Annotated in this window: 17 protein-coding genes; 8 read left to right on the forward strand and 9 right to left on the reverse strand. The window is 72.5% G+C overall.

Annotation, left to right across the window (positions count from 1 at the left end):
- Positions 1–259 precede the first annotated feature (259 nt).
- Positions 260–1207, reverse strand: a complete 948-nt coding sequence (locus ACFC1R_RS04940; protein ID WP_375932790.1) for an N-acetylglucosamine kinase — start codon at positions 1205–1207, stop codon at positions 260–262.
- 92 nt (positions 1208–1299) lie between these two features.
- Positions 1300–2055: a sugar isomerase domain-containing protein gene (locus ACFC1R_RS04945; protein ID WP_375932793.1), complete on the reverse strand. Its 756-nt coding sequence runs from the start codon at positions 2053–2055 to the stop codon at positions 1300–1302.
- Positions 2056–2232: 177 nt separating this feature from the next.
- Here ACFC1R_RS04945 and ACFC1R_RS04950 point away from each other — a divergent pair, with 177 nt between their 5' ends.
- Both ACFC1R_RS04950 and ACFC1R_RS04955 read left to right on the forward strand, forming a co-directional pair.
- Positions 2233–2856 (forward strand): helix-turn-helix domain-containing protein, encoded by a 624-nt coding sequence (locus ACFC1R_RS04950; protein ID WP_375932796.1) that lies wholly within the window; start codon positions 2233–2235, stop codon positions 2854–2856.
- A gap of 3 nt (positions 2857–2859) precedes the next feature.
- The gene (locus ACFC1R_RS04955; protein WP_375932799.1) at positions 2860–4293 is read left to right on the forward strand and encodes an MFS transporter; all 1434 of its coding nucleotides are present in this window, start codon (positions 2860–2862) and stop codon (positions 4291–4293) included.
- A 130-nt stretch (positions 4294–4423) separates the two neighbouring features.
- Here ACFC1R_RS04955 and ACFC1R_RS04960 read toward each other — a convergent pair whose 3' ends face one another.
- Positions 4424–5023 carry a TetR/AcrR family transcriptional regulator gene (locus ACFC1R_RS04960; RefSeq protein WP_375932803.1) on the reverse strand — a complete coding sequence of 200 codons (600 nt, stop codon included), beginning with the start codon at positions 5021–5023 and terminating at the stop codon, positions 4424–4426.
- A gap of 128 nt (positions 5024–5151) precedes the next feature.
- Between ACFC1R_RS04960 and ACFC1R_RS04965 the strand changes: the two genes are divergently transcribed.
- Both ACFC1R_RS04965 and ACFC1R_RS04970 read left to right on the forward strand, forming a co-directional pair.
- The gene (locus tag ACFC1R_RS04965) at positions 5152–5565 is read left to right on the forward strand and encodes a VOC family protein (protein WP_375932806.1); all 414 of its coding nucleotides are present in this window, start codon (positions 5152–5154) and stop codon (positions 5563–5565) included.
- Positions 5566–5816: 251 nt separating this feature from the next.
- Positions 5817–6050 carry a chaplin gene (locus ACFC1R_RS04970; RefSeq protein ID WP_375932878.1) on the forward strand — a complete coding sequence of 78 codons (234 nt, stop codon included), beginning with the start codon at positions 5817–5819 and terminating at the stop codon, positions 6048–6050.
- 83 nt (positions 6051–6133) lie between these two features.
- On the opposite strand, the gene ACFC1R_RS04975 is transcribed toward ACFC1R_RS04970, so the two are convergent.
- Positions 6134–7069, reverse strand: a complete 936-nt coding sequence (locus ACFC1R_RS04975) for a Gfo/Idh/MocA family protein (protein ID WP_375932808.1) — start codon at positions 7067–7069, stop codon at positions 6134–6136.
- A 485-nt stretch (positions 7070–7554) separates the two neighbouring features.
- Between ACFC1R_RS04975 and ACFC1R_RS04980 the strand changes: the two genes are divergently transcribed.
- Together ACFC1R_RS04980 and ACFC1R_RS04985 are read left to right on the forward strand one after the other, a co-directional pair.
- The gene (locus ACFC1R_RS04980; RefSeq protein WP_375932811.1) at positions 7555–8004 is read left to right on the forward strand and encodes a DoxX family protein; all 450 of its coding nucleotides are present in this window, start codon (positions 7555–7557) and stop codon (positions 8002–8004) included.
- A gap of 348 nt (positions 8005–8352) precedes the next feature.
- The gene (locus ACFC1R_RS04985; RefSeq protein WP_375932814.1) at positions 8353–8640 is read left to right on the forward strand and encodes a DUF427 domain-containing protein; all 288 of its coding nucleotides are present in this window, start codon (positions 8353–8355) and stop codon (positions 8638–8640) included.
- A 111-nt stretch (positions 8641–8751) separates the two neighbouring features.
- Here the strand turns inward: ACFC1R_RS04985 and ACFC1R_RS04990 are convergent, their stop codons facing one another.
- The 3 genes from ACFC1R_RS04990 to tdh form a co-directional block, all read right to left on the reverse strand.
- On the reverse strand, positions 8752–9669 hold the full coding sequence (locus ACFC1R_RS04990) for a LysR family transcriptional regulator (protein ID WP_375932817.1): 918 nt from the start codon (positions 9667–9669) through the stop codon (positions 8752–8754).
- A 229-nt stretch (positions 9670–9898) separates the two neighbouring features.
- On the reverse strand, positions 9899–11092 hold the full coding sequence (locus ACFC1R_RS04995) for a glycine C-acetyltransferase (RefSeq protein WP_375932820.1): 1194 nt from the start codon (positions 11090–11092) through the stop codon (positions 9899–9901).
- A 42-nt stretch (positions 11093–11134) separates the two neighbouring features.
- Positions 11135–12163, reverse strand: a complete 1029-nt coding sequence (gene tdh, locus ACFC1R_RS05000; RefSeq protein WP_375932823.1) for an L-threonine 3-dehydrogenase — start codon at positions 12161–12163, stop codon at positions 11135–11137.
- A 345-nt stretch (positions 12164–12508) separates the two neighbouring features.
- On the opposite strand from tdh, the gene ACFC1R_RS05005 reads away from it, so the two are divergent.
- Complete coding sequence (locus ACFC1R_RS05005) at positions 12509–14446, forward strand: Xaa-Pro dipeptidyl-peptidase (RefSeq protein WP_375932825.1); 1938 nt, start codon at positions 12509–12511, stop codon at positions 14444–14446.
- 157 nt (positions 14447–14603) lie between these two features.
- Here the strand turns inward: ACFC1R_RS05005 and ACFC1R_RS05010 are convergent, their stop codons facing one another.
- Complete coding sequence (locus tag ACFC1R_RS05010; protein ID WP_375932828.1) at positions 14604–15665, reverse strand: ATP-dependent DNA ligase; 1062 nt, start codon at positions 15663–15665, stop codon at positions 14604–14606.
- Positions 15666–15743: 78 nt separating this feature from the next.
- On the opposite strand from ACFC1R_RS05010, the gene ligD reads away from it, so the two are divergent.
- A complete protein-coding gene (gene ligD, locus ACFC1R_RS05015) occupies positions 15744–16760 on the forward strand; it encodes a non-homologous end-joining DNA ligase (RefSeq protein WP_375932831.1) in 1017 nt (338 codons plus the stop codon).
- 268 nt (positions 16761–17028) lie between these two features.
- On the opposite strand, the gene ACFC1R_RS05020 is transcribed toward ligD, so the two are convergent.
- The gene (locus tag ACFC1R_RS05020) at positions 17029–17706 is read right to left on the reverse strand and encodes a histone deacetylase (protein WP_375932834.1); all 678 of its coding nucleotides are present in this window, start codon (positions 17704–17706) and stop codon (positions 17029–17031) included.
- Between the last annotated feature and the right edge of the window lie 255 nt (positions 17707–17961).

Here is a 17961-nt window from a genome sequence, read left to right on the forward strand (position 1 = left end):
TCGGCCTGCTATTTTTTTTTAAATCACAAACAAAAAATTTAATTTCCGTGGGCTGCTTATTTTTTTAAAAACACACCCCCCCACCCCCGGGGGCCCCCGCGTTCGGGCGGGGCCGGGGGCCCCCCCCCCCCGGGCCCCGGCCGTTTCGCGCGGCCACCCGCGCTCCCGGAGTCCACGCCCCGCGAGGCCGACCGGGCCGGCCCTCGGGTCCGTCCTCGGACTCCCGCCTGCCGGGCCGGCCGGGGGCCGAAGACGAGCTCTAACCGACGAACCGCCGGTGCAGGCCGTCCAGTCCGGGAGCCCCGAGCGAGCGGGCCGCCAGCCAGGCGGCGGCCCCGGCCGCGTTGCCCGCGAAGGCGAGCCCGGCCCTCGGCCACCGGTCGGCGATCCGCCGGTGCACCGCCGAGGCCAGCGGCGATCCGGCCGAGAGCACCCCGCCCGCCAGCACCACCGGATCGTCCGAGTCCGCCGCCCGGACCGTGCCCAGGCTCGCCAGCAGGTGGTCCGCCGCCTCCGCCACCAGGCCCCTCGCCTCGGGCTCACCCGCCTCGGCGGCGCTCAGCACCAGCGGTGCGAGCCGCGCCAGCCGTACCGGAGTGTCCGAGTGCACGGCGGCGATCAGCCCGGACCGCAGATCGCCGGCCACGCCCGCACCCAGCAGCTCCTCGACCACGCTCTGCATCAGACCGGTCGGCTGCACCCGCCGGTCGATGCCGGCGAGTGTCAGCCGTACGGCGGCATGACCGAGCCAGTAGCCGGATCCCCGGTCGCCGAGCAGCCAGCCGTGCCCGTCCGCGAGACGGACCGGGGTGAAGTCACGGCACTCCCCCGCGACCGCGCCCGTCCCGCTGATCAGGACCGAGCCGGCCGGGCTGCTGGTGCCGGCCGCGAAGGCCAGTTCCACGTCGCTGGCCGGCCGGGGCTCCACGGTCAGACCGGAGGCCGACCAGATCTCCGTCAGCCCGCCCGCGGCCACCAGTCCGCCGGCCAGCCCCAGCACCCCGGCCGCCACCCGGCCCGGGTCCACCCCGGTCAACGCCGAGTCGAGGGTGGCGGCGATGCTGCGGGCGGCCGTGGCCGCGCCGTGCGCGACGGGGTTTCCGCCGTCGCCGCGTGCCGTGCCGACCACGCGGCCCTGCAGATCCGCGACCACCACCCGGGTGGCGGTGCCTCCGACGTCCAGCCCCAGGACCAACGGTGTAGTCATGCCGCCGTCCTACCCCACCGCAGGTCGATCACGCCCCGGCCGGGGGCGGCCCGAGCCGGCCGAGGAGGGCCTGGGACGGCCCCGGGCCCCGGTCACGCGGTGCGCCGGATCCGCCCGGCGTACCGGGCCTCCAGGGCCCGGTTGTGCTCGTCGCCGCCGGGAACGTTGGCGGACAGGTAGACCGGTGGGGTGGCCCCGGACTCCTCGATCCGCCGGACCACCTCGGCGACCACCTGCTGGGCGAGCAGCGCAGCCGTGATCGAGGAGATCCCGCAGGCCCGGCCGCCGTCGCGCATCGGCAGGACGGCGTCCCCGAACGGTGCACCGTTGTCCAGCACCACGTCGGCGACGTCCCCCAGGCGCAGGCCGGACGGATGCCCGGGCTCGACCGCGGCGGTGTGCTCGGCGGAGACGACGGCGATCAGGCCGTGCCCGTTCTCCTTGGCCAGCCGGGCGAGTTCGACCACGCAGCCGTTGACACCGGAGTTGGAGGCGAGCACGAAGACGTCCGCCGGGTGCGGGGCCGCGAGCCGGTACAGCAGGGCGGCGGACTCGGTGCCGCGCTCCAGTCCCGGGCCGTCCAGGACCTCGACCGGACGGCCGCCGTAGAGCACCACGTCACGCAGCGCGATCCGGTTGCTGGGCACCAACCCGCCCGCGCGCCCGGCGAGTTCCATCGCGAACGCCTCGGAGTGACCCGTACCGAACGCCTGCACGATCCCGTCCGCCGCCAGCGCGTCCGCGATCATCCCGGCCGCCCGCACCACCCCCTGCGCCTGCTGCTCGCCGACCCGGGCGATGGCGGCCCGGGCAGCCGCCGCAAAGTCCGCTGCCGAGGGTGAGGGCACCGGCTCCTCCTCTTCGAGGCCACTGTGATCGACCCACTATCGACACCACCGGACGCCGTGTCAACGAGTGGACTGGACCACGCCCGGCATCGACCCCCGGCCCGTGACGGTCGCTCAGCCTCCTTCGGACAACAGGCTCTTGTCGGGCCGGGCCGTTCGAGCGTAATCTCTCGAAACATGTCTTTCGAGGATTCCCGGCCAGCCACCGAGAGTGGCGACACCGAGCGCCCGCTACGGCGACTCAGCGATCCGCGCGCCATGCGCGCACTGGCACACCCGACCCGCATCGCGCTGCTGGAGGCCCTCGCCAAGCGCGAGCCGCTCACCGCGACGGAGGCCGCCGAGCTGACCGGCGAGTCACCCACGAACTGCGCCTTCCACCTGCGCACCCTGGCCAAGTACGGCTTCGTCGAGGAGGCCGGCGGCGCACCGGGACGCCGCCGTCCCTGGCGGCTCAAGCACATCGGCTTCTCCGTCGACAACACGCACGAGGACGCGGAGACCTCGCACGCCGCCGAGGCCCTGGCCGGGTTGCTGTGGGACACCTGGCTCGGCCGTGCCGGCGCGGTGAACGCCCGCCGGGCCGGGTTCGAAGGCGCCTGGCGGCAGGTCACCGGCGGCTACCAGAACGTCGCCCACATGACCCCCGACGAGGCCGAGGAACTCGCGGCCGACCTGGCCCGACTCCTCGACCGCTACCGGAACCGACTGGTGGACCCGGCCCTGCGGCCGGCCGACAGCCTGCCGGTCGAACTGCTGCTGTTCACCTACCCGCTCGACGCGACCGATCCGGAGGGCTGAGCGGTGCGGGTCCTGCTGGCCGACCGGAACGCGCGGCTCCACCTCTTCGGCCAGACGCTGTCGTCGTTCGGCGACAGCGCCCTCTGGCTCGCCCTCGGCGTCTGGATCAAGATGCTCACCGGCAGCGCCTCCGCGGCCGGCCTGTCCTTCTTCGCGTTCGCGCTCGGCACCCTGGGCGGCCCGCTCGGCGGCATGCTCGCCGACCGGGTGCGCCGCCGTCCGCTGCTGATCGCCGTCAACCTCGCCACTGCGGCCCTGGTATTGCTGCTCCTGCTGGTCCGCGACCAGGGGCAGCTCTGGCTGGTCTACACCGTCATGTTCGGATACGGACTGTCGGCCGCGCTCCTCGGCCCGGCCCAGACCGCACTGCTCCAGACCGTCGTGCCGGACCAGCTGCTCGGTGCGGCGAACAGCGCACTGCAGACCCTGCGCGAGGGCATGCGCCTGGTGACACCCCTGTTCGGCGCGGGTCTGCTCACGGCCTTCGGGGCGACCCCGGTGATCGTCGGCGACGCGGTGACCTTCCTGGTCGCCGTCGCCGCCTTGCTCGCCCTGCGGGTGCGCGAGGAGCGGCCCGAACCGGCCGGGCAGCACCCGCTCGCCGAGGCCGTCGCGGGCGCCCGGCACATCCGGCGCACCGCCGCGCTGCGGCAGCTGACGGTGGCCGGCGGGGTGGCGATGATCGCGTTCGGCTTCTCCGAGACCGCGCTGTTCGCGGTCGTCGACCGGGGGCTGCACCGCCCGGCCGGCTTCCTGGGCGCACTGGTCACGGCGCAGGGCGTCGGCGCCATCGCTGCCGGGTGGGCGACCTCGGCGCTGATCCGGCGGGTCGGCGAAGGACGGCTGGCCGCCCTGGGGCTGGCCGTCGCAGCAGCGGGGTTCCTCCTGCTCGCCACTCCGTGGACCCTCGCCACTCTCGCGGGCTCCGCACTGGTCGGCTGCAGCCTGCCGTGGATCACGGTCGGCATCATGACGCTCTTCCAGCGCCGGACCCCACCCGCACTGATGGGCAGGACCGACGCGGCCCTCGGACTCGTCCGCTCCGTGCCGCAGACGGTCGCGATCGCCGTCGGGGCCGCACTGGTCGCCGTGGTGGACTACCGGGTCCTCCTGTCGGCCACGACCGGGCTGCTCCTGCTCGCGTCCGCCTACCTCGCCACCCGCCCCGAACTGCGCCCGTCCGAGCGCACCTCCCGGTCCTGCGACTCGGCCTGCAATTCCGGCGCATCCGCGAACTCCCGCACCTGCACGGCATCGTGGAAGGGCAGCGCCTCCCGCCAGCACGGCGATCCGGCCCGCAGCACCCACTCCCCGGCCCACCCGCACCCGACCGTCAGCAGCCACTCCCCCGCCGCGTCCTGCCACCGATGCCCGAACGCCCAGTCGATCTCCACAGCCGTACTCACCCACCGGCCCGGACGAGGATCCCCGACCTGACCCACCGACCTGACCCACCGACCGGACCTCCCCAGACCTCCCGCCGGACCACCGACCGGACCCCCCGCCCTGAGCCGATCGGCCGTCGGCCTGCGACTGCCGGCCGAACCCGCTTCCGGGACAGCGGAGTTCAAGGGGTCGGCGCGGACGGCTTCGCCTGGTCCGCCGTCACCCGGTCCACCAGGGCGGCGATCAGGGCGGCCGTGTGCTCGGCGGGGACGACGCCGGGGAGGGTGAGCTGTTCCAGCATCAGGCCGGTCATGGCCAGCTGGAGCAGTTGCACCGCGGTCCGGTCGCCGGGCAGCCCGGAGTCGAGGTGGAAGCGGGCGTCGGCCTCCATCGTCTCCCGTACGGTGGCGGTGAGTTCCGCCTGGAGCTCGGGCCGGCGGGTGGCTTCGAGGCGGAGTTCGAGCATGGCGAGGTAGCCGGTGCGCTCGGCGGTGACCCGGCGGTTGACCCAGGCCATCAGCTCGGCGACCAACGCGCGGGACGGCGCCGCCCGCATCACCTGCTCCACCTCCGCCGGGTCGGGGGCGATCCGCTCGTGGATCCGGCGGCCGGTCTGCCGGATCAGGTCGTCCCGGTTGGCGAAGTAGTTGGAGGCCGTGCCCTTCGGCACGCCCGCCTCGGCGTCCACCGCACGGAAGGTCAACCCGCGTGCACCGTCCCGCGCCAGGACCTCCACCGCCGCATCGACCAGGGCCGTGCGCCGCGCCGGGTTCTGCACCATCCGCTCCCCTTCCTCAGCCCCGAGAGGAACCCTCCTCCGCGGGATGCTTGCAACCACTACAGACAATGTACTACAACTGGAGTTGTTCGCGGCCGAGGGACGGACTGCGACACCCAGGGGGGACACCCATGCGATTCAGCGGACTCGGCCTGGCCCTGCTCACCGACGACACCGTCGCCAGCAGCCGCTTCTACATCGACCACTTCGGCTTCAAGCCGGTCGTCGACTTCGGCTGGTACGTCAGCCTGCACCACGACGAGCACCCGGCCCACATCATCGACTTCGTCGAGCGCGGCCACCCCTCGATGCCCGAGGACTTCCGCGCCCAGCCGACCGCCGGAGTCTGCCTGGCCTTCGTGGTCGAGGACGCCACGGCGGCCCAGGCCCGGCTGCGCGCAGCGGGTGTGGAGATCGCGGTCCCCCTCCGCGACGAACCGTGGGGGCAGCGGCGGTTCAACGTGTGGAGCCCGGAGGGCGTCCTGATCGAGGTGCTCCAACCGATCGACCCCGACCCCGAGTGGTCGGCCCGGCAGACGGCCTGAACGCGGCGGCGCGGGCAGGCGGAGGGCCCACGGACGGCCCGGTGGCGACGCACCCGGGGCGCGGTGGTTCCGATGGCCGATTACGCGGGCGTACGGTCACTCGGCCGGGTGAATGGTCGGTGTGCCTACGGTTCGCCGGACCGGGCGCTGCCAACACTTTCCTGCGGGACTGTGCCCGGCACCAGCCGGTGCCGGCGGTTCCCGCACGACCAGGCACCATCCCCTCAGAAACGGAGAAGACCGTGAAGGACATCCGCAGGGCCCTCGTGCTTGCCGGGGCAGCCGGTGCGCTCGTACTCGGCTCGGCCGGGGCGGCCTCCGCCTCGGCCAACGCCAGCGGCGTGGCCACCAACTCGCCGGGTGTGCTCTCCGGCAACCTCATCCAGATCCCGATCCACATCCCGCTCAACATCTGCGGGAACACCGTGAGTGTGGTCGGCCTGCTCAATCCGGCCCTCGGCAGCGCCTGCTCCAACACCGGCTGAACATAACCGTCCTGACACCGAGTCGGAACCGGTGCCGCCCCATCGGGTGGCACCGGTTCCCGTCGTTCGGCGCGGGTGCGCGGTCAGCCCGCCTGGGCCGCCACCTCGGCGACGATCCGCTCGCACAGCTCATGGGTGCGCAGCGCGTCGCGGGCCGAGACGGTCCTGCCCGCGCGGATGTCCTCCAGGAAGGCCAGGACGACCTGCTCGATCCCGCGCTGCCGGGCCACCGACACCCAGTCACCGCGACGACGGACCGTCGGCTGGCCCTTGTGGTCGATCACCTCGGCGAGGTTGAGCACCGCGCGCTTGGAGTCGCTGCCGGAGACCTCCAGGATCTCCTCGGTGGAGCCGCTGACCCGGTTCATGATGCCGAGCGCGGTGAAGCCGTCGCCGGAGAGCGTCAGCACGAGGTGCTCCAGCAGGCCGTCCCGGGTGCGCGAGCGGACGTCGAAGTGCTCGATCTCGCCGGGGATCAGGAAGCGGAGCGTGTCCACGACGTGGATGAAGTCGTCGAAGACCAGTGTGCGGGCGGCCTCCGGCAGTCCCTCGCGGTTCTTCTGCAGCACGATCAGGTCGCGGGGACGCTCCTTGGCCAGCAGGTAGCCGGGCGCGTGGCGCCGGTTGAAGCCGACCATCAGCGAACGGCCGGTCCGCTCGGCGAGGTCCACCAGCCGCCGGGCACCGTCCAGGTGGTGGTCGAGCGGCTTGTCGACGTAGACGTCCACGCCGGCGGTGAGCAGCTGCTCGACGATGGGGACGTGCTGGTCGGTGGTGGCGTGCACGAAGGCGGCCCGGATGCCGCTGCCGATCAGCTCGCCCAGATCGGTGAAGCGGTGCTCGGGGCCGATCCGGTAGGCACCTCCGAGACGGTCCAGCTTGGCCCGGTCACGGGTCATCAACCGCAGGTCGAGACCGGGCAGCGCGGTGAGGACCGGCAGGTACGCCTTCTGTGCGATATCCCCCAGGCCGATCACACCAACAGGAAGCAAGGCATCAACGGCAGCGGACTGACTCACGGGGTCTCCTGTCAAGTGAACGATCATCGCCGGCCCCACCTTATGCGCCGGCCGCCGCCCGCAGCCGAGCCCCGGTCGGCGCCCCCTGCCGGAACGCGCGAACGCCCCGGCCTCGACCCGGAAACCACGCACCCGGGAAGGCCGCGCCCGAAGTTCCACCCCGCGGTTGGACACCTGGGGGCTGGGACATGTGAGCCCGGAGGAAGCAGCGCCGGATGGGGCCCGAGAGCAGCATGTGGCACGGACCAGGGGGAGATCCCGGAACAGGTGAGGCCGGTCCGACGAGACCGAAGAGTTGCCTGACTGACAGTCATGTCGCAGCAGTGGGGCTTGTCTGATCGATCGTCAGTCGATTCGGGCCGAGCGGTGCCGTGCAGCCAGGTTCGTAAGCGATTCTCGGGGCACATGCATTTACAAGTATGAGGAGGCTTACCTAATCTTTGGCGTCTCCAGTCCCGTCCTCTAGCGAAGGAACGACCGAACGCATGTCTCTCACCGAGCCCATCGACAGGGCCAGGCCGTACGTGCTGGGCCTCTTCCGGATCGTCATCGGTTTCCTCTTCGCCTGTCACGGCGCCTCCTCTCTGTTCGGCTTCTTCGGTGGCTCGATGGGCACCGGCACCACGGTCGCCGCCGGCACCTGGCCGTACTGGTACGCGGCCGTCATACAACTGGTCGGCGGGCTCCTCGTGATGTGCGGCCTGTTCACACGCACCGCGGCCCTGGTCTCCTCGGGTTCGATGGCCTACGCGTACTTCGTGGAGCACCAGGCGGACGCGCTGCTGCCGCTGCAGAACCACGGCGAGCCCTCCGCGATGTACTGCTGGTCCTTCCTGCTCCTGGTCTTCACCGGGCCCGGCGCACTCGCCCTCGACCGGACCCTGGCCACGCTCCGCCGGGGCAGCTCCACCTCCGAGGCCACCGTCTCCGTGTGACCGCCCCACCCCGACCGGCCCGCACCGACCGGCCCGCACCCGGTGAACGGACTGCGCCGCACCGCCGCCGATCACCGGCGACCCCAGCACCGTCGAACCTGCCCGCGCCCCGCCGGCCGTCCGTCGGCTCCTCGCCGACCACGGACCCGCGGGTCGCGGGCTCGGGTCCCGGCGGGAGGGCGCGTCAGGGGATGCCGGTGCGATCGGCACGGCGGATGGTGTCGAGGAGACCGCGCGGACCGTGCCCCGGTGGGCGTCCGCACGCCGGGGCCAGCAGCGGGCACCATCGTCCGAGGACCGGCAGGCGGTCGGGGTCCGGTCGGCTGCGGGGCAGGGCACAATGCCCCTATGACCATTGCGCGCTGGAACGGCGAGATCGTCGCCGAGAGCTCACGGACCACGGTCGTCGAGGGCAACCACTACTTCCCGATCGACTCGGTCCGGGCGGAGCTGCTGGCCCCCTCCCCCACCACCACGGTGTGCCCGTGGAAGGGCGTCGCCTCCTACTACACGATCCGGGTGGCGGGCGCCGAGAACCCGGACGCCGCCTGGTACTACGCCGATCCGAGCCCGGCCGCGGCGCAGGTCGCCGGGCGGGTGGCCTTCTGGCGGGGCGTCGAAGTCACCGACAGCTAGGGCCGCTGTCACGGACACGGCCCCCGCCGCGCACCCGGCAGGATCCGTAGGAGCGGCCACGGGCCCCGCACAGGCCGTCCGAGGCTCCTCCGGACCGATCCGACGGCCGGTTCACGCCGCCGACATGCCCTGAGCCGCCGTCGTCAGTGCCGTCAGGACCGGCCGGATCAGCGGGTGCTGCTCGGCACCGCTGCGCACGGCGGCGAAGACCTTGCGGGTGGCGAGCGCGCTGTCCACCTGACGCACCGCGACCCGGGAAAGGTCCACCCCGCGCAGCGCGGAGCGCGGGACCAGTGCCACGCCCGCACCCGCCGAGGCGAGCGCCACGACGGCGCGGAAGTCGTCCGAGGAGTGCACCAGCCGGGGCTGGAAGCCCGCGTGCTCGCAGGCCAGCAGGACCACGTCGTGGCAGGGGTTGCCGGGGTAGGGGCCGATCCACGGCTCGGTGGCGAGGTCGGCGACGGCCACCGGGCCCGGTTCGGACGCCAGCGGGTGGCCGAGCGGGAGCACCGCTTCGAAGGGCTCGGCGTAGAGCGGCACCCTGGTGAGCCTCCGGTCGTCGGCGCGCGGCGCGCCCCGGTACTCGACCGCGACGGCGATGTCCGCCAGCCCGTCCAGCAGCATCGGCAGACTGGCGTCGCCCTCGGCGTCCAGCACCTTGATCCGTACGCCGGGCGCGGCCTCGGCGAGCGCGGTGATCGCCGGCGCGAGGACCAGCGCGATCCCGGTCGCGAACGCCGCCACCGTGACCTCACCGGCCGCCCCCGCGCTGTAGGCCGCGAGGTCGGCCTCGGCGCGTTCGAGCTGGGCCAGCACCGCGTCGGCGTGCCCGAGCAGGATCTCCCCGGCGGCAGTGAGCCGGACGCCCCGGCCGTCGCGGGCCAGCAGGTGGTGTCCGGTCTCCTGTTCGAGCGCGGCGAGCTGCTGGGAGACCGCGGACGGGGTGAGGTAGAGCGCGGCAGCTGCGGCCGTCACGGTGCGGTGGTCGGCCACGGCCCGCAGGGTCCGCAGCCGTCGTGCGTCGATCACTCGGCCATTCTGCCAGTGCGGAGGGCCCGGCTCCGCCGCCGCCCTCCGGGTACCGCGCAGCTCCCCGAGTTCCCGGGGAGCTGCCCGGCCCCCCTGCCAGGGCACCGGGCGCCTTCGCCGACCGGACGCAGCCGGGCCGGGCAACGGGGAGGGCGGCGGGGAACCGCCGGACAGCTGCGGCTGCCCGGTCGCGTGGTTCCCCGCCGCCCCGAAGGGTGCTGCTCGGCGGTTACTCGCCGAGGGCCGCGCGGGCGTCGATGAAGGCCGCGACGGCGCGCTCGACGTCCTCGGTGGAGTGGGCGGCCGAGAGCTGGACCCGGATCCGGGCCTGGCCGTGCGGCACGACCGGGTAGGAGAACCCGATCACGTACACGCCACGCTCCAGCAGCAGTTCGGCCAGCCGGCCGGCCTTGGCGGCGTCGCCGATCATCACCGGGGCGATGGCGTGCTCGCCGGGCAGGATCTCGAAGCCCGCCTCGGTCATCTTCGTCCGGAACAGCTGGGTGTTCGCGGCCAGCCGCTCGCGCAGGTCGCCGGACTTCTCCAGCAGGTCGAGCACGGTCAGCGAGGCGGCGGCGATCACCGGGGCGAGCGAGTTGGAGAACAGGTACGGCCGCGAGCGCTGGCGCAGCAGCGCGACGATCTCGCTGCGCGCGGCGACGTAGCCACCGGAGGCGCCGCCGAGGGCCTTGCCGAGGGTGCCGGTGATGATGTCCACCCGGTCCATCACGCCGTGCAGTTCGGGGGTGCCGCGGCCGCCGGGGCCGACGAAGCCGACCGCGTGCGAGTCGTCGACCATCACCATCGCGCCGTAACGGTCGGCGAGGTCGCAGATCTCGCGCAGCGGGGCGATGTAGCCGTCCATCGAGAACACGCCGTCGGTGACGATCAGGCGGCGGCGGGCGTCCTGGGTGGCCTTGAGCTGCGCCTCCAGCTCGGCCATGTCGCGGTTGGCGTAGCGGTGGCGGCGGGCCTTCGACAGCCGGATGCCGTCGATGATGCTCGCGTGGTTGAGCGCGTCGGAGATGACGGCGTCGCGCTCGTCGAGCAGGGTCTCGAAGACACCGCCGTTGGCGTCGAAGCAGGAGGAGTACAGGATGGTGTCCTCCTGGCCGAGGAAGGCGGAGATCCGCTCCTCCAGCTGCTTGTGGACGTCCTGGGTGCCGCAGATGAAGCGCACCGAGGCCATGCCGTAGCCCCAGCGGTCCAGCGCGTCCTTGGCGGCGGCGACGACGGCGGGGTGGTCGGCCAGGCCGAGGTAGTTGTTGGCGCAGAAGTTGAGGACCTCTCCGGGGCGACCGCCGCCGGTGACGGTGACGGCGGCGCTCTGCGGGCTGCCGATCACGCGCTCGGGCTTGAAGAGGCCGGCCTCGCGGATCTCGTCCAGGGTCGCGGCGATGTCCTCACGGACGTTGTCGAACACGGTGTCTCCTACAGGGTGTCAGACGGGGAGGGCGGTCGGGTCTCAGACGGTCCAGTCCAGAATGACCTTGCCACAGTTGCCACTTGCCGCCTCGTCGAAGGCGGCTGCGAAGTCGGCGGCGGGGTAGCGGCCGGTGATCACCGGGCTGAGGTCGAGACCGCCCTCCAGCAGGACGGACATCGCGTACCAGGTCTCGAACATCTCGCGGCCGTAGATGCCCTTGATGGTGATCATCGAGGTGACGACCCGCGCCCAGTCCACCGCGAAGTCCTCGGCGGGCAGACCGAGCATGGCGATCCTGCCGCCGTGGGTCATGTTGGCGATCATCGACTGCATCGCCTCGGGGCGGCCGGACATCTCCAGGCCCACGTCGAAGCCCTCGCGCAGGCCGAGCTGCTGCTGGCCCTCCTCGATGGTGTGCTGCGAGACGTCGAGCGCCAGCGTGACGCCGACCTTGCGGGCCAGGTCGAGGCGGTACGGGGAGACGTCGGTGATCATCACGTGGCGGGCACCGGCGTGCTTGGCGACGGCGGCGGCCATGATGCCGATCGGGCCCGCGCCGGTGATCAGCACGTCCTCGCCGACCAGCGGGAAGGACAGCGCGGTGTGCACGGCGTTGCCGAACGGGTCGAAGATCGCGGCCACGTCCAGGTCCACCGGCACCCGGTGCACCCAGACGTTGGAGGCGGGCAGTGCGACGTACTCGGCGAAGGCACCGTCACGGCCCACGCCCAGACCGACAGTGTTGCGGCACAGGTGGCGCCGCCCGGCCAGACAGTTGCGGCACTTGCCGCACACCAGGTGGCCCTCGCCGCTGACCAGGTCGCCCACGTTGACGTCCGAGACCGCCGAGCCGACCTCGGCGACCTCGCCGACGAACTCGTGGCCGAGCGTCAGCGGGGTCCTGATGGTCTGCTGGGCCCAGCCGTCCCACTTGCGGATGTGCAGGTCGGTGCCGCAGATACCGGTGCGCAGCACCTTGATCAGCACATCGGACGGACCGATCTCCGGCATGGGAACGTCCATCAGCCAGAGTCCGGGCTCGGCCTTCTGCTTGACGAGTGCCTTCACGGCAAGGGCTCCTGACGCACGATGGAACGGACCTGCCGGAGGGACAGGCCGAGATGAACCCGGCGTACGACCCCTGCCGGGCCGGGCAGAGTGAAATCTGCCTGGTCAGAGGGGGTGCGGTCCATCGAGGAATTCTTAAGGGCCGCCACAGCTGGGCTTCACGATCCTGCCCGAGCTGCGCCCCACGCTCCCCAGCGGCCCGCCGCGCACCACTCGTACGGCCCATGCGGCGGGCCCGCCGGGCCCACGGCTGCGCCAACAGAACGACTGGCGCTCGTAAAATCTTGTCCGTGGCTTGTCAGGTCCCTTCTGGAGCGCCGCCGGGCCGAACTACCTTCGTGCCTTGTGACAATCCGTCGATCTCGTCCGTTCGCCGTCATCACCACGCTCCTGGCCGCGCTCACCGTGGCGCTGCTCGGCCCCGCCGCCGCGCATGCGAGCACCGCAGGCACCGTACGCAACGGCGCCAGCCAACCCGTCTACTCCTACGCCGCCGCCGTCCGGGAGACCGTCTGGGTCGACACCGGCCTGGACGGTGACGGCGACGGCCGCACCGACCGGGTCGCCGCCGACATCATCCGGCCCAGCGAACCGGCCGCGGCCGGTCTGAAGATCCCGGTCATCATGGACGCGAGCCCGTACTACTCCTGCTGCGGGCGCGGCAACGAGTCCCAGCTCAAGACGTACGACGCACAGGGCCACCCGGTCCAGTTCCCGCTCTTCTACGACAACTACTTCGTCTCGCGCGGCTACGCCGTGGTTCTGGTCGACCTCACCGGCACCAACCGCTCCGACGGCTGCGTGGACGTCGGCGGCCCCTCCGACGTCGCCTCCGCCAAGGCGGTGGTCGACTGGCTGAACGGCCGGGCCCCCGGCTACAGCGCCCGCACCGGCAGCAGCCCCGTCCAGCCGACCTGGACGAACGGTTCGGTCGGCATGATCGGGAAGTCCTGGGACGGCACCATCGCCAACGGGGTGGCCGCGACCGGTGTGCAGGGTCTGAAGACCATCGTCCCGATCTCCGCGATCAGCTCCTGGTACGACTACTACCGGTCGGACGGCGCGCCGCTCTACAGCGGCACGCCCGCCGACCTCGCCGGTGAGGTGGAGAGCTCGTCGGCGACCTCGAACTGCTCCGCCGTGCAGAGCCGACTCGCCACCGGGTCGCCGTCCAACGGCAACTGGACCGCCATGTGGCAGCAGCGCGACTACGTCGCCTCGGCGGCCAACGTCCGTGCCAGCGTCTTCGTGGTGCACGGCCTGCAGGACCTGAACGTCCGCGACATCAACTTCTCCCAGTGGTGGAGGGCGCTGGCCGCGACCGGGGTGGACCGGAAGATCTGGCTCTCCCAGACCGGCCACGTCGACCCCTTCGACTACCGGCGCGCGGCCTGGGTGGACACCTTGCACGACTGGTTCGACCACTACCTGCTGGGCGTGGACAACGGCATCCAGAACGGTCCCGTCGCCGACGTCGAGCGGGCACCGGACCAGTGGACCCAGGACCCGTCCTGGCCCGCGCCCGGGACGGTGACCAGCACGCTCGGCCTGCGACCCGGCGTGCTCACCGGCGGCACCGGCAGCGGCACCGCGAGCTTCACCGACGACCGGTCCCGCGGCGAGAACGACTGGGCGGCCGACGTCGACCTCAGCACCCCCGACAAGACGGCCTTCACCACCGGCGCGCTCACCCGGGACCTGCGGATGTCCGGCGGCGGCTCGATCACCCTGGCCGTGCGGCCGTCCACCAGGAGCGCCCGCCTGAGCGCGGTGCTGGTCGACCTCGGACCGGCGACCATCCGCAACTACCAGGGCTCCGGTGAGGGCATCACCACCCTGGGCACCCGTTCGTGCTGGGGCGACAGCACCGCGGGCGACAGCGCCTGCTTCCTGGACACCGCAGCCGACACCGCCCAGGTGGACTACACGGTCTTCAGTCGGGGCTGGGCCGACCTCGGGCACTACGCGGGACTGGACAAGAGCGTCACCCTGACCCCGGGAAAGACGTACTCGATCACCTTCGACCTGGCCGGTACCGACCACATCGTGCCCGCCGGACACCGGCTCGCCCTGATCGTGGCCGGAACGGACAACGGGTTGATCGACCCGCCGTCCACCAAACCCACCGTCACCGTCGACCTGGCCCACTCCTCCCTCCGGCTGCCGCTGGTCGGCGGCGCCGGCCAACTGCCGCGCGCGGCAGAGCGGATCCGGGCCCGGGTCCTGCACGGGCTGCCCGCCGGGTCACCCGCCACCGTCGCCCGGCCGGAGACCTTCCGCTGAGCCGGGCCGAGTCCTGAGCACTCCCCGGCCCGTACCCGAGGGTGTACGGGCCGGGGGCCTGCCGTACCACCGGCCGACCGCGGGGCTGCGGGGCTGCGGGGCTGCGGGGCTGCGGGGCTGCGGGGCTGCGGGGCTGCGGGGCTGCGGGGCCAGGGACTCACGGGCCGAGCAGTTCCGCCAGGTCGTAGGAGACCGGCTCCTCCAGTTGGTCGTAGGTGCAGTCGGCCGGTTCGCGGTCGGGGCGCCAGCGGCGGAACCGGGTGGTGTGACGGAAGCGGGTGCCCTCCATGTGGTCGTAGGCGACCTCACACACCCGCTCCGGGCGGAGCGGGACCCAGGAGAGGTCCTTGGTGCCCGTCCAGCGGCTGACCGCGCCCGGCAGCCGGGAGGAGGCCTGAGCGGCCGCGTCGGCCCAGGCGGCCCAGGGGTGTCCGGTGAGGTCGGTCATCCGCAACGGCTCCAGTTCCTCGACCAGTTGGGCCCGGCGGGCCATCGGGAAGGAGGCACTCACGCCGACGTGCTGGAGCTGTCCGGCGGAGTCGTACAGCCCCAGCAGCAGCGAACCGACCACCGGGCCGCTCTTGTGCTCGCGGTAGCCGGCCAGGACGCAGTCGGCGGTGCGCTGGTGCTTCACCTTGAACATGGCGCGCTGGCCGGGACGGTAGGGCTGGTCCAGCGGCTTGGCGACGATGCCGTCCAGCCCGGCGCCCTCGAACCGGGAGAACCAGCTGCGGGCCTGGTCGAGGACGGTGGTGGCCGGAGCGGTGTGGATCGGCGGCCGGGCCCGGTCGAGCGCCGCGAGCAGGGCGGCCCGCCGCTCGGCGAGGGGCCGTTCGGCCAGCGCGTCGGAGCCGAGCGCGAGCAGGTCGAAGGCGACGAAGGAGGCGGGCGTGCGGCCAGCGAGGGTGCGGACCCGGCTGGCCGCCGGATGGATGCGCTCCAGCAGTTCCTCGAAGTGCAGCCGACCGTCGTGCGCGATCACGATCTCACCGTCCAGCACGCACCGTTCGGGCAGTTCGGTGCGGAACGCGTCGACCAGTTCGGGAAAGTAGCGGGTGAGCGTCTTGGCGGTCCGGCTGCCGATCTCGACGTCCTCGCCGTCCCGGAAGACGATCGCCCGGAAGCCGTCCCACTTCGCCTCGTACTGCATGCCGGGCGGGATCTCGTCCACCGCCTTCGCCAGCATCGGCGCGACCGGAGGCATCACGGGAAGGTCCATGCTCCGATGGTGGCGGGCCGGTCGCCCGCCCGCGTGCCGGACACGGCGGGCAGGGCCCGCTCGGCCTAGCGTGGGCCCATGGCTGGAACGGCAGGAGCGGTGGAACTCGAGGTGGACGGCCGGACGGTGCGGCTCTCCAACCCCGGCAAGGTCTACTACCCGGCGCGTGGCTTCACCAAGCTGGACGTCGCCCGGTACTACCTCGCGGTCGCGCCCGGAATCCTGCGCGGGCTGCGCGAGCGGCCGACCACGCTGCAGCGCTTCCCCGACGGCATCGAGGGCGAGTTCTTCTACCAGAAGCGTGCGCCCAAGAACGTCCCCGACTGGCTCCCGACCGCGCGGATCGCCTTTCCCAGCGGACGCACGGCGGACGAGATCTGCCCCACCGAGCAGGCCGCCGTGCTGTGGGCAGCGAACCTGGGCTGCCTGACCTTCCACCCGTGGCCGGTCCGCCGCTCCGACACCGAGCACCCCGACGAGCTGCGGATCGACCTCGACCCGCAGCCCGGCACCGACTTCCACGACGCCGTCCGGGCCGCCCACGAACTGCGAGGCCTGCTGGACGAACACGGCCTGCGCGGCTGGCCCAAGACCTCCGGCGGGCGCGGGCTCCACGTGTACGTACCCGTGGAGCCCCGCTGGACCTTCACCGACTGCCGGCATGCAGTGATCGCCCTCGGACGGGAACTGGAACGGCGCATGCCCGGCCGGGTCACCACCGCCTGGTGGAAGGAGGAGCGCGGCGAGCGCATCTTCGTCGACTACAACCAGATGGCCCGCGACCGCACCATCGCCTCGCCCTACTCCCTGCGCGCCCGGCCGGAGGCCACCGCCTCGGCCCCACTGCGCTGGGAGGAGCTGGACGAGGTCGCACCGACCGACTTCGACCTGCGCACCCTGCCCGAGCGGTTCACCGAACTGGGCGATCTGCACGCGGACTTGGACGACCACGCGTTCTCGCTGGACCCACTTCTCGAACTGTCCGCCCGGCAGGCCCGCGACCACGGTGTCGGCGACCTCCCCTACCCGCCGGACCACCCCAAGATGCCCGGCGAACCCGCCCGGGTCCAGCCCAGCCGGGCACGCAAGCACTGAGGGCGGACGCGCCGGGGGCTCGGCGAAGAGGCCCGTCCGGCGGGGTGCGGACAGTGGCGCGCCGGCGGCAGGGTACGAGCAGCGGGGTGCAGGTGGCGGGTGCGGGTGGCGGGGTGCAGGTGGCGGGGTGCAGGTGGCGGGGTGCAGGTGGCGAGGAACGTCGACGGGATCAGGTGGGGTCGGCGCCCGGGTCGGTGATCCATTGGTTGTGGTGCATGACGGTCCGGGCGAGCTCCACGTCCTGCTCGCCGACCAACCGGATGATGCCTCAGACCGCGCAGAGCGCCGCGATCTCGGCTGCCGACCAGGAACCGGCCGCGCCGGGACGGGTGCTCAGGTAGTCCGCGACCCGCTCCAGGTCCCAGCCGTGGGCCTCGGTGAGGCCGGCGGCGAGGTGGCGCAGGTAGGCGGCCGACGGGCGGTTCAACTTCGCGCGGGCTCTTCGCCAGGATGCCGTGCAGGTCAGGACCGGATAGCCGTCCAGCATGCCCGGGCACACCAGGATCTCGTAGCGGCCGGGCCCCAGCTCGGCATGGCCGTCGGTCAAGGCGCCGCTCAGTTCGAGATCCGTCCCCGGACTGCGGCGCATCTCCTGGGCGACGATGTCCGAGAACTGGCTCACCGTCAACAGATAGGCCCGGGCCGGCATCTCGCCGCCACGCAACGGGTCGAAGAAACCCATGCCTCCGGTCCAGGTGCGGGACTCCAGTGCGAAGTACAGCTCCCCGCGCAGCAGGATCGGCATCGCGCGTTCGGGCCCGCTCCTGTCACGGCACCCCGGGTAGATCCGCGTCGTGCCGGGCGGGCAGCCCCCCGTCAGGTAGTAGGCGAGCCGGGTGAGGTGCATGTTCGAGCCGTACGCCGCGTACCAGACCCGCTCGGGGTGTGGGCGCACGGTACCTGCGGTCAACGGCTCCAGCCGGACGGGCTCACGCGGACTCGGCATGCGCCGAGGATAGCCCGGGGCCGCCGGGCTCCCCCGGAGGTTCCCGGAAAGCTCGCCGGAACGGGCCCGGAGATCCTCGGAGGATTCCCGGACGAGTTCGCGGAGGAGTTCGCGGAGGAGTTCGCGGAGGAGCTTTCGGACGTGCCACCCCCGACGGCTTCGGGAGCGGCGGCCCCAGCGCGGCGGAGAGCAACCGGGCACGGCGGCGAGCGGCCGAGGCCGGTGGACGGCGTGATCGAATTCCGGTCGGAACGG

The organism is Kitasatospora sp. NPDC056138 (assembly GCF_042264695.1).
Taxonomy (GTDB): domain Bacteria; phylum Actinomycetota; class Actinomycetes; order Streptomycetales; family Streptomycetaceae; genus Kitasatospora.